The organism is Bradyrhizobium sp., from assembly GCF_035570375.1.
Lineage (GTDB): Bacteria > Pseudomonadota > Alphaproteobacteria > Rhizobiales > Xanthobacteraceae > Bradyrhizobium.
Map to the genome: position 1 here is coordinate 1 of NZ_DATMLW010000126.1, position 10,868 is coordinate 10,868.

Annotated in this window: 10 protein-coding genes; 8 read left to right on the plus strand and 2 right to left on the minus strand. The window is 61.8% G+C overall.

Going from position 1 to position 10,868, the window contains the following annotated elements:
- Positions 1-219 precede the first annotated feature (219 nt).
- Positions 220-1,080, minus strand: a complete 861-nt coding sequence (locus VNX23_RS13235; protein ID WP_325630658.1) for a LysR substrate-binding domain-containing protein — start codon at positions 1,078-1,080, stop codon at positions 220-222.
- Between the two features lie 109 nt (positions 1,081-1,189).
- Here VNX23_RS13235 and mdcA point away from each other — a divergent pair, with 109 nt between their 5' ends.
- The 5 genes from mdcA to VNX23_RS13260 all read left to right on the plus strand — a co-directional run bounded on the left by mdcA (position 1,190) and on the right by VNX23_RS13260 (position 6,708).
- Positions 1,190-2,836 carry a malonate decarboxylase subunit alpha gene (gene mdcA / locus VNX23_RS13240; RefSeq protein ID WP_325630660.1) on the plus strand — a complete coding sequence of 549 codons (1,647 nt, stop codon included), beginning with the start codon at positions 1,190-1,192 and terminating at the stop codon, positions 2,834-2,836.
- 13 nt (positions 2,837-2,849) lie between these two features.
- Complete coding sequence (locus VNX23_RS13245) at positions 2,850-4,214, plus strand: malonyl-CoA decarboxylase (protein ID WP_325630662.1); 1,365 nt, start codon at positions 2,850-2,852, stop codon at positions 4,212-4,214.
- A gap of 127 nt (positions 4,215-4,341) precedes the next feature.
- Positions 4,342-5,148, plus strand: coding sequence for an alpha/beta hydrolase (locus tag VNX23_RS13250; protein WP_325630663.1), 807 nt, complete (start codon positions 4,342-4,344; stop codon positions 5,146-5,148).
- Between the two features lie 84 nt (positions 5,149-5,232).
- Complete coding sequence (locus VNX23_RS13255) at positions 5,233-5,658, plus strand: organic hydroperoxide resistance protein (protein WP_325630665.1); 426 nt, start codon at positions 5,233-5,235, stop codon at positions 5,656-5,658.
- 75 nt (positions 5,659-5,733) lie between these two features.
- Positions 5,734-6,708 (plus strand): MBL fold metallo-hydrolase, encoded by a 975-nt coding sequence (locus VNX23_RS13260; protein WP_325630667.1) that lies wholly within the window; start codon positions 5,734-5,736, stop codon positions 6,706-6,708.
- A gap of 66 nt (positions 6,709-6,774) precedes the next feature.
- Here VNX23_RS13260 and VNX23_RS13265 read toward each other — a convergent pair whose 3' ends face one another.
- Positions 6,775-6,987: a hypothetical protein gene (locus VNX23_RS13265; RefSeq protein ID WP_325630668.1), complete on the minus strand. Its 213-nt coding sequence runs from the start codon at positions 6,985-6,987 to the stop codon at positions 6,775-6,777.
- A gap of 855 nt (positions 6,988-7,842) precedes the next feature.
- Here VNX23_RS13265 and VNX23_RS13270 point away from each other — a divergent pair.
- The 3 genes from VNX23_RS13270 to VNX23_RS13280 form a co-directional block, all read left to right on the plus strand.
- Entirely contained in the window at positions 7,843-8,004 is a 162-nt protein-coding gene (locus VNX23_RS13270) for a hypothetical protein (protein WP_325630670.1), read from the plus strand.
- A 54-nt stretch (positions 8,005-8,058) separates the two neighbouring features.
- Complete coding sequence (poxB, locus tag VNX23_RS13275) at positions 8,059-9,780, plus strand: ubiquinone-dependent pyruvate dehydrogenase (RefSeq protein WP_325630672.1); 1,722 nt, start codon at positions 8,059-8,061, stop codon at positions 9,778-9,780.
- A gap of 323 nt (positions 9,781-10,103) precedes the next feature.
- The coding region (locus tag VNX23_RS13280; RefSeq protein ID WP_325630674.1) for an NAD(P)H-binding protein at positions 10,104-10,868 on the plus strand (765 nt) is incomplete at its 3' end.

The window sequence follows — 10,868 nt, forward strand, 5'->3', positions numbered from 1 at the left end:
CTGCGCTTCTCCTTCTGATGCTTGAGGCCGTCACCACGGACCTCGTTTCACCATCAGCCTGAAGCGCAGCACCCAAAATCTTCAGCTATCCACAAGCTGGGCCGGGCCGATTACCCCATCTTTTGGAGAGAAGCGGACATCAATCAGCAGGCAAGATCGGCCGGTTCGGTCGCGAATGACCCGGAACGGACATTGAACGGGTTCGAATACATGGCCTTCTCAAATGGTCGGGCGAGACGGGCCCTGCGCCAGCGCCAACAGCGTTGCGGCGAGCGCCGCTGCGGCCTTGTCGGGCCGCGCCTTTTCGTAGATCGCGAACTCAAGGTCAGGAAGACGCGGTAGCCCCTCTTCCCATCCTATAATTCGCAAGCCCGCGACGACCGCGCTCGCGGGGAGCGGCGTGATGGCGAGACCCGCGAGCGCCGCCGCGCGCACGCCTGTCAGGCTGGGGCTGGTATAGACGATCTCCCAGGTCAGTTCGCTGTCATTGAGCGCGGCAAGCGCCGCCTCTCGCGATACCGACCGCTCGCGATAGAGCGCCAGCGGCAGCGCCGAGTCGAGGACGAGATCAAACGTATCGGCCGCGGCCCAGACCATGGGTTCGCGCCAGACCAGGCGTCCGCGCGAGGTGCCAAGCGGGCGCTTCGCGAACACGACGTCGAGGCGTCCCTTATTGAGGTGCTCAATCAATTCCGCACTGACTCCGATCTGCACCTCGAGCTTCACGCCGGGATGCAGCGCGGCGAAACGGCCAAGCGCCCTCGGCAGCGAGCCGCCGGCGATTTCCTCGACCACCCCGAGACGTACCGTGCCGGACAGCCGCGGCGCCGCCAGGCGGAGACGGGCAGCTTCCTCGAGTTGGAGCAGGCGGCGCGCGTCGCCGAGCAACATCTCGCCGTCATCCGTCAGCGCGACGCTGCGGGTCGTGCGCCGGAATAAGGGACGCTCGGTCACGAGCTCGAGCCGTTTGATCTGCTGACTTACGGTCGACTGCGTCAGGTTGAGCCGCTCGGCCGCGCGATGGAAGCCGCCGCAATCGGCCACGGCAACAAAGGCGCGCAACAGTTCGAACTCGAGCATGGAATTGATCTCAATTTTCAATCAATCATATTAGAAAATATCGCTTATGTAATCAATATCACAGACCTACCTTCCGCTTTGAAGACGGCGTCAAGCGAAGGAGGTTCACATGTCAGCCACGTCAAGAGAGGGAGCGGATCGCGCTGCCCGGCTGGCGCGGGCCGCAAAGATCAGCAGCGGAAAGCTCTGTCCTGCCGACCGTACGACCGACTTGCTTGAAGCAATCATCGCCCCGGGCGACCGCGTCACCATCGAGGGCGACAATCAAAAGCAGGCCGATTTCCTGGCCGCCGCGCTGGCGAAGGCCGATCCTGCACGGCTGCACGACCTTCACATGGTGCAGTCCGTGCTGGCGCTGCCCGATCATCTCGCGGTGTTCGAGCGCGGCATCGCAAACCGGCTGGATTTCGCCTTCGCTGGCCCGCAGAGCCGCAAGCTCGCCGAGCTGGTCACGAACGGCACGGTGAAGATTGGCGCGATCCATACCTATCTCGAGCTTTATGCCCGGATGCTGGTGGATCTGACGCCGCGTGTGGCAATGATCGTCGCCGACAAGGCCGATCGCAACGGCAATCTCTACACCGGCCCCAATACCGAAGACACACCGACCATTGCTGAAGCCGCGGCGTTCCGCGGCGGCATCGTCGTGGCGCAGGTCAACGAGATCGTCGACCGCCTGCCGCGGGTCGACATCTCCGGCGACTGGGTCGACTTCGTCGTGCCGGGTCCGAAACCCTACGCCATCGAGCCCCTGTTCACGCGCGACCCCGCCAAGGTCAGGAGCGAGAATGTGCTGATGGCGATGATGGCAATCGCCGCGATCTACGAGCCCTATCAGGTGCGGCGGCTCAATCACGGCATCGGCTACGCCACCGCGGCGATCGAGCTGATCCTGCCGACGTTCGCTGCCCAGCGCGGCCTGAAGGGCAGGGTCGCGAGCCACTTCGTGCTCAACCCGCACCCGACCCTGATCCCGGCGATCGAAGCTGGCTTTGTCGACGGCGTTTATTGCTTCGGCTCCGAGCTCGGCATGGAGCGGTACGTCGCAGCGCGCCCCGATGTGTTTCCGATCGGCGCCGACGGCAGCTTGCGGTCGAACCGCACGCTGGCGCAGGTCGCCGGACAATATGCCTGCGACATGTTCGTCGGCGCCACGCTGCAGATCGACGCAAGCGGAAACAGCTCGACCGCGACCAAGGGCCGGATCACAGGCTTCGGCGGCGCACCAAACATGGGTGCCGACCCGCGCGGTCGTCGCCACGACAGTCCCACCTGGCTGCGCGCCGGCCGGGAAGCCGGCGAGAGCCTGCGCGGACGCAAGCTCATCGTGCAGATGGTGCAGACGCATCAGCCAAACGGCGCGCCCAGCTTTGTCGAGCGTCTGGATGCGTTCGATCTGGCCGCCTCCGCGGGCTTCGCGCTTCCGCCAATCATGGTCTACGGCGACGACGTGACCCACGTCATCACAGAAAAGGGCGTTGCCAACCTGTTGCGTTGCCGGTCGACGCAGGAGCGCGAAGCCGCGTTGCGCGCAGTCGCCGGCGACACCGAATTCGGCAAGCGGCAGTCGCCGGATAGGAGCGAAAGCCTGCGCCGCCGCGGCATCGTTACGCTGCCTTGCGACCTCGGCATCGATATCAGGACAGCGACCCGCGATCTGCTCACGGCCAAGACGATCGACGACCTCGTGACTGCGTCAGGCGGGCTCTATGCGCCGCCGGCCAAATTCCGCCTTGCCGTCATCACTCACGCTTGAGAAGGAGGTAATCATGACCCCAGTCAGCCAGACTTCTAGCGACCTATCCAGCACCAAACTGGCGCCCTTCGATCGCGCGAAGCAGCTCGCGGCATCGCTGCTGTCCGAACGCAGTCAGGCGTCGGGAGCGCTGGTCGCGCGGCAATTGCACGATCTGCTGGGTGCTCTCGACGCCAGCGATCGCCACGGCTTCCAGCGCTATCTCGCCACGGAGTTCCAGCCCGACGGAGCGGCGCTGCGCGCGGCGGCGCGGCGGTATCTCGCCGACGGCACGGCGGAGGCTGCGGCCGCTCTCGCGCGGGCCGCCGATCCGCCCCGCCAGGAATTGCTACGGCGAATCAACATGGCACCCGGGGGGATCGGCGCGCTGATCGCGATGCGCAGCGAAATTGCCTCATGCCTGCGCGCCGAACCGGAACTGAAGCTGCTCGACGCGGACCTCAAGCATCTGTTCGCCTCGTGGTTCAACCGCGGCTTTATCGAGCTGCGGCGCATCGACTGGCAGACGCCGGCCGCGGTGCTGGAAAAGCTGATAGCCTATGAAGCGGTGCACGAGATCAAGGGCTGGGACGATCTGCGGCGACGGCTTGCACCCGATCGGCGCTGCTTCGGCTTCTTCCATCCCGCACTTCCAGGTGAGCCGCTGATTTTCGTCGAGGTTGCTCTGGTGGAAGGACTGGCCGCGGCCGTGCAGCCGCTCTTGTCGCAGGACAGCGATGAAGCCGCCGCGCGGGAGCGAGCCGCGCGCGCCGACACCGCGATCTTCTATTCGATCTCCAACTGTCAGGACGGCCTGCGCGGCGTGGCGTTCGGCAATTTCCTGATCAAGCAGGTGGTCGAGGAGCTCAAGGCGGAGTTTCCGCAGCTGAAGCGTTTTTCCACCCTGTCGCCAGTACCGGGATTTCGGCAATGGCTCGGTAAACGGCTTGCGGATGAAAGCGATCCCAATACAGCGCTGTTGCTACAACTCGAGAGCGACGGCTGGTGGAATGACCCATCGCAGAGCGAGAAGCTGCGCGTGCCCTTGCTGCGGTTTTGCGCCCGCTATCTGACGCGGCAGCCCTCGATACGCATCGATCCGGTAGCGCGCTTTCACCTCGGCAACGGCGCCCGGCTCGAGCGGATCAACTGGCTCGGAAACACCGCGCCGCGCGGTATCCGGGAATCGTTCGGCATTATGGTGAACTACCTCTACGACGTCGAAACGATCGAGAGCAACCATGAGGCCTTTGTAAATCATGGAACGGTCATTCGTTCTGCGGACGTCGATGCGTTGTTGGCCGCTGAAGATATCACGGCGCCGAGACTCGGAGTCTTGCGGAAACACGATCCCGTGACGCCGCGTAGCAATACGCCTCCTCCTCCAGAAGGGCTCTAGCTATCAAGCGATCGATGACGATGTTGCGAACGCTGAGCATTGTTGTCGGCATTCCCGCAGCAAATTTCCAATTAGCCAACGTGTACTCCCAGTATTTCACTCCAACGTTACGCAAAGGAGAACTTCCATGAGCAGCCAAGACGATCTTCGCCCCAGCTATCCAATAAATCGACGCGCATTTGTGAGCATGGTAGCTGCAGGTGCGGCAAGTACTCTTATCCAGGGCACCGCCGCCGTTGCGCAGCCGGCGCCGAAGGCCCGTAACGTCGTCCTTGTGCACGGGCTGTTCGCCGACGGCTCATGCTGGTCCGAGGTGATCGCACGATTGCAGGCAGCGGGGCTCAATGCCACGGCCGTTCAAAACCCACTGACAACGCTCCCTGAAGCGGTCGCTTCGGCCGAGAAGGTGTTGGCGCGGCAGAATGGTCCGACGGTTCTGGTCGGCCATTCCTTCTCCGGCATGATCGTCACAGAGGGCGGCGTGCATCCGAACGTCTCGGCGCTGGTTTATGTGGCGGCGCGTGCGCCGGACGCAGGCGAAGATTACACGACCCTCGCTAAGACCTATCCGACGCCGCCTGCGACGGCCGGCATCCTGTTCGATGGCGATGAAGGACGCCTTTCAGAGGAGTCTTTCCTGCGCGATTTTGCGGGCGACCTGCCGGAGGCGAAGGCCAAGGTGCTCTATGCAGTCCAGCAGCCGTTCCAAAAGGCGCTGCTCACCGGTAAGACCACGCACGCGGCATGGCGCTCAAAGCCGAGCTATTACGCCGTCTCAACCGAGGACCGCACGATCAATCCCGATCTCGAACGCTTCATGGCCAAGCGCATGGGCGCCAAGACCATCGAAGTCAAGGCGAGTCATCTGTCGCTGATATCCCAACCCGACGCCATCACCCAGTTGATCCTGGAAGCCGCTGGGCAGCCCGCTTAGCAGGTGCGCGTCCTCGTGCGGGTCAGTTGCGGCGAAGTCCGACGACCTGACTCAAATTAGCGAATCGCAAAAGGCATATGTGCTATGGCCAGTCTATATTCCACAAAAGTCACGGCGAGCGGAGGCCGTCACGGTTCGATCCGCAGCGAAGACGGTCTGCTCGACCTCAAGCTCGCACTGCCGCGGGCGCTTGGCGGAAGGGGCGATGCGACCAATCCCGAACAACTCTTCGCCGGCGGTTATGCAGCTTGCTTTGAGAATGCGATCCTTCATGTGAGCCGGGATGCTGGCCACCGCTTTGCCGACGACGATATCGACGTCGTCGCCAGGATCGACCTTGGTCGAAATGAAACAGGAGGCTTCGTGTTGGCCGCCGCGCTTGCCGTGACCATGGCCGGCATCGACCGACAGACCGCCGAACGGCTCGTCCAGGCTGCTCATGCCATCTGCCCGTACTCGAATGCGATGCGGGGCAACGTCGATGTCTCGATCTCCGTCACGGTCCGGTAAACACCCGACCGGTCGATTTGATGCCACTTCCTTGGAAGAAAGCCACCAGAACGCAACTCGCAATGGAGAACAGACATGCACATGCTTGACCGCCGAATGCTCTTGCGTGCCGGCGCTGCCGCCGCCGGGGCGGCTGCACTCGCTCCGACCGTACCCGCCCGGGCTCATGCGCCCCAAGCGGGCAAGCGGGCGCAGCCTGGCTTCTACCGTTTCAAGCTCGGAACCATCGAGGTCACCGTCGTCAGCGACGGCACGCTCGCGTTCCCGGCCGAAACGCTTTGGGGCGATCGCGCCGAGGACGCAAGAGGCCTGCTCACATCCACGTTCCAGCCATCTAGTCCGGTAGGGCTTCAAATCAACACCATCCTCGTCAACACCGGAGACAAGCTGGTGTTGATCGACGCAGGCTGCGGCGTCGACAAGTTCCAGAAAACGACCGGCGGGTTGATTGGCAACCTCGCCGCTGCGGGCTACGCGCCGGACGATATCGACATGATTCTGTTCACTCACGCCCACTTCGACCACCTGTGGGGCATCAGTGACCACGAGAACGCGTCGCTGCTGTTTCCCTCGGCCGAATTCGTCGCCAGCGAGGCCGAGGTCGCCTTCTGGAGCGCCCCCGAATGGGCCAACAGATTGTCGCCCGCTCTGAAGCCAGAGGTTACCCGGGCGAATCTGGAATTGGCCAGCCCCCGGCTGCGCCTGATCAAGGCCGCGGCCGAGGTGGCGCCGGGCGTTACCACCTTCGACACAGCCGGTCACACGCCAGGCCACATCTCGGTGCATATCAGTTCCGGCAGCGAACAAATGCTCCTCACCGGCGACGTCGTGGTCAACTCCACGGTCAGCTTCCTGCATCCGGAATGGCCGTTCGGGTTCGATATGGACGTGCCACTGGCAACTAAGGCGCGCATGGCCTTCCTCGACCGCGCAGCGGCCGACAAGACGCTGGTCGGTAGCTACCATCTGCCCTTTCCCGGCTTCGGGCACGTAGTGCGCGAGAGGAGCGGCTACCGCTGGCTGCCGGCAGATTGGCAGTGGACGAGCTGACGACTTCGTCGGGCGGGGGCGGTGTGCTCCCCCGCCGGCCTCATCAGCGCTACGCAGGACTCTTAATCAGCGGGTTCCAGGTTCGAGTCCTGGTGCGCCCACCACTGATTTTCCTTCTTTTTCTTGCGGTGTAACACTGCTGGGCTCAAAGGTATAGCAGTCAGTGTTCTCGCTTCGGCCCAGCGAGATCGGGATCATGCCTTCGCCGACGAGCTGTTTCTTCTCTGCGCGCGTGTAGACCTCCGCCATATCGGGCGTGTCCCAGCCGAACATCGCCATCAGCTGCCGCGTCGTGGCCCCGTTCTCTGCTGCTGGTTGCACCGGCCTTCTTCAATCCGTGAGCCGTGCGCTGCGCTTGTCCAGCGTCAGAAACTCGCCTTTGCCTTTGCTTGCGAACTAGAGCGCGACCAGCCAATCGAACCTGCCCATCGTGCTGGTCGGCATCAACACTTTCTCATATACGGAAAACCACTGGCAGCTGATCCCAACGGCCAGTGGCGCATCGTCGGGACATATCTCGCTACGTGCGAGAACCTCCAAAAAATTTTCAGTAACCGTGGTGGTGGATCGCTATTTCCACGCTCGCGATCACCAACAACCAAATGGGGGCGGTTAGGAACAGGATTTTTGCGAAATTTGGCATTGGGCTCTCTCTGCCAACCACATAGGGAGCACAGCCACCCTTGCCATTAAATTATATTTCATGCTGCTCCTGCTCCCGTTGCTCCCGTAACTCCGGTGTGAGTGCCCGGCTCGCCGTTGGGCTGGGTCTGCGCAATGAAACTGTCGACGATGTCCCTGAGGTCCTGATAGGGTGAGCCATCGATCACAAAGACAAGCTCTTGCGGCACCTTGAAGGGCGTGCGTGGCGAGGTGTAACACTTGCGGGGGTTTGCAGGGGTTTCCGCGGGGCTTTTAGATCCGCTGAATTTGCTACACCCGTTGATTTTATTGAGTTGTGGTAGGAGGTCCGCCCGCCACCCGGACTTCCGAAACCTGGATGTTAGAGTCTGCAAGTAAAAGACCGTTTTTGCGGCGATTTCTAGTGCGCAAGATCGGTACAAATATGAGCAAGATCGTTCAAGATAAAGACACTGCATCGATTGAGTATTCGCGAAGTTCCAAGGGCCGCGAGTGCCCGAACTGATTGCGCAGAGCGCAGATCTGTTGCGCAGAGGCAAAGACCTTCTGCCCATGCAAGCCATCGACCTGCCTCTCCGGGTCGGCCGGGGCTATCGCCTCGGAATGTCGTACTCCGTCACCGACCTGCGCATCCTGAAGAACTATGCAGTGTAGTCGCGCGGCAAAGTCATATCGAACTGAGACGAATGCATCCGGAGGATTTACAGCATGAGCAGGACGGCCGCTGAATTTCTTGTCAAGGCGCTTGAAAAGACCGGTGTCAGGCGGGTCTACGGAGTCGTCGGCGACTCCCTCAATGGCTTCACCGACGTGATGCGGCGGAGAAAATCAATTGACTGGGTCCACATGCGCCATGAAGAGGCCGCGGCCTTCGCGGCGGGTGCCGAAGCCCATCTCACCGGCAGCCTGGCGGTTTGCGCTGGAAGCTGCGGCCCGGGCAACCTGCATCTGATCAACGGACTGTTTGACTGTCAGCGCAACGGCGTGCCGGTCCTGGCGATTGCTGCCCATATCCCGAGCAGCGAAATCGGGATTGACTACTTTCAGGCAACCCATCCGGAAAGCCTGTTCAAGGATTGCAGCCATTACGTCGAGCTTGTCTCAAACCCGAAGCTGCTTCCCCAGATACTCAAGCGCGCCATCAGGGTCGCCATCGCCAAGCGCGGTGTTGCCGTTGTCGTCCTGCCGGGCGACGTCGCGTTGATGGAGCTGGACGCCGAGGTACCGGAATGGATCGTGCCCACCGCGCCGGTCCTGCGTCCTGGCGCGGCGGATGTCGAGCATCTTGCGAGCTTCCTCAACCAGGCATCCCAAGTGACGTTGTTCTGCGGCGCGGGTTGCGCGGGCGCGCATGCAGAGCTTATCGAGCTGGCTCGCAAGCTGAAAGCGCCCATCGTGCATGCCTTTCGTGGCAAGGAATTTGTCGAATACGACAATCCCTATGATGTCGGCATGACCGGTCTCGTAGGCTTTGCGTCAGGCTATGCAGCCATGATGAACTGTGACGCGCTGCTGTTGCTGGGTACCGACTTTCCCTACCGGGCGTTCTATCCCGAGCGCGCGAAAATAGCCCAAGTTGATGTACGGCCCGAGGCGCTCGGCAATCGCTGCTCGCTTCATCTCGGCCTGCTCGGCACGGTCAAGGACACCTTGGAAGCAGTGCTCCCGGCGATCAAGGAGAAGACGGACTCAAGCCATCTCGACGATGCCCTGGCCGACTACAAAAAGGCACGGAAGGATCTTGACGCGTTGGCGGAGAGCACCCCGAACAGTACGATTATTCACCCCCAATACGTCATGCGGCTGGTGAGCGAGCTGGCATCTGACGATGCCATATTCACCTGCGACGTGGGAACCCCGATCATCTGGACGGCCCGTTACCTGAAGGTCAATGGCCGGCGCCGCATCATCGGCTCGTTCAACCACGGATCGATGGCCAACGGCATGCTGCAAGCGATCGGTGCTCAGGCGGCGTATCCTCAGCGCCAGGTTATCTCGATGTCGGGCGACGGCGGGTTCAGCATGATGATGGGAGACTTCATCACGCTGATGCAGATGGGCCTGCCGGTCAAGGTCGTCGTCCTCAACAATGGGACGCTCGGCTTCGTCGAGATGGAAATGAAGGCGAGCGGTTTCCTGGACACCGGCTGCGATCTCAAGAACCCGAATTTTGCCTTGATGGCCGAGGCCATGGGCGTCCGTGGCATTCGGGTGGAAAAGCCGCAGGAGTTGAAAGCCGCGCTCGAGACCGGATTGGCGCACAAAGGGCCGGTCTTGGTTGACGTGGTGAGTGCCCGGCAGGAACTGGCAATGCCGCCCAAGACGACGCTCGATCAGGCCTACCACTTTGGCATGTTCATGATGAAGGCGGTGCTCGACGGCCGGGCGAGCCAACTCATCGACCTGGCAAAGGTCAATCTGACGCGCTGAGGGCGTCGAGGAAGGCAGTGAAGCGATGGCGAGAAGCCAGCCGACTTACCGGTCATTCAAGCTTCCAGGTTCGAGTTGGTCATCAACCTCAAGACCGCGAGGGCGAGCTCGGGCTTGCAATTCCAGCGAAGCTCCTCGCACTTGCCGATCGGGTGATCGAATGAGAGACTTTTGAGGCCGCCCTTGGTACTTTCTCGACGTGGTCGGTCTAACTGACGATGTCGGTTCGGGGGTAAAGCAGACTCAGAGCCTTTGTGTGAACTGCCTCGTCACGCCATTCCTGAGGAATTGGCCAGCGGTAAAGTCACCCGGGAAGGTAGACTATGTTGTTGAAGCACTTGCTCATGGACCTCATTGGTCATGTTTCCGGTCTGAGCGATGCACAACTTAGGCAGATTGAGAAATCGTTGCCGGCGAGCAAGGCGCTGATCGATCTTCTCAATAGGGCAGAGCCGTTCATCGAACAGGCGCAAAAGCTGTACGCGGAAGCCGAGCCGTTGATCGATGAAGCAATGAAAGAGTTGCAGACTGTCGGTCCCGCGGCGAAAATTTTGATCGATGTTATCGGGCATCATGTCAGCATTGGTAGTTCTCCAGCGGAGGCCGCTGAGGCGGTCCGCACGGCGCTTAACGGCTCAATCAAGAGCGTCGCCCAGGATCATTGGATCGATCAGCGAATGAGCTGCGTAACCGTGTTTGGGGGAACTGGCTTTGTTGGCCGTCGCGTCGTGCGCCATTTGTCCGAATCCGGCGCCACGGTGCACGTCGCCTCACGGCATCCCGGGCGGGCTGAGGGCGACGACGTCAAACAGGTCGCCGCCGACGCACATGACGAGCGCTCCGTAGAAGCCGCCGTTGCGGGCGCCGATGGGGTGGTGAACGCGATTAGCCTGTACGTCGAGCACGGAAGCGATACATTCCATTCGGTGCACGTCGAAGCCGCCGCCAGGATCGCGAGCGTAGCGCGGCGGGTCGGGGCCAAACGGCTAGTTCACCTATCAGGAATCGGCGCCGACGCGGCCTCGTCTTCGCCCTATATTCGCAGTCGCGGCGAAGGCGAGGCGGCCGTGCAGGCCGCATTTCCTGGC

Excerpts from the sequence above, each read along its gene's own strand:
- VNX23_RS13255 (WP_325630665.1), top strand. The coding sequence starts at position 5,233 with ATGGCCAGTCTATATTCCACAAAAGTCACGGCGAGCGGAGGCCGTCAC.
- VNX23_RS13265 (WP_325630668.1), bottom strand. The coding sequence starts at position 6,987 with ATGGCGATGTTCGGCTGGGACACGCCCGATATGGCGGAGGTCTACACG.
- VNX23_RS13250 (WP_325630663.1), top strand. The coding sequence starts at position 4,342 with ATGAGCAGCCAAGACGATCTTCGCCCCAGCTATCCAATAAATCGACGC.
- VNX23_RS13260 (WP_325630667.1), top strand. The coding sequence starts at position 5,734 with ATGCACATGCTTGACCGCCGAATGCTCTTGCGTGCCGGCGCTGCCGCC.
- poxB (WP_325630672.1), top strand. The coding sequence starts at position 8,059 with ATGAGCAGGACGGCCGCTGAATTTCTTGTCAAGGCGCTTGAAAAGACC.
- VNX23_RS13245 (WP_325630662.1), top strand. The coding sequence starts at position 2,850 with ATGACCCCAGTCAGCCAGACTTCTAGCGACCTATCCAGCACCAAACTG.
- mdcA (WP_325630660.1), top strand. The coding sequence starts at position 1,190 with ATGTCAGCCACGTCAAGAGAGGGAGCGGATCGCGCTGCCCGGCTGGCG.
- VNX23_RS13235 (WP_325630658.1), bottom strand. The coding sequence starts at position 1,080 with ATGCTCGAGTTCGAACTGTTGCGCGCCTTTGTTGCCGTGGCCGATTGC.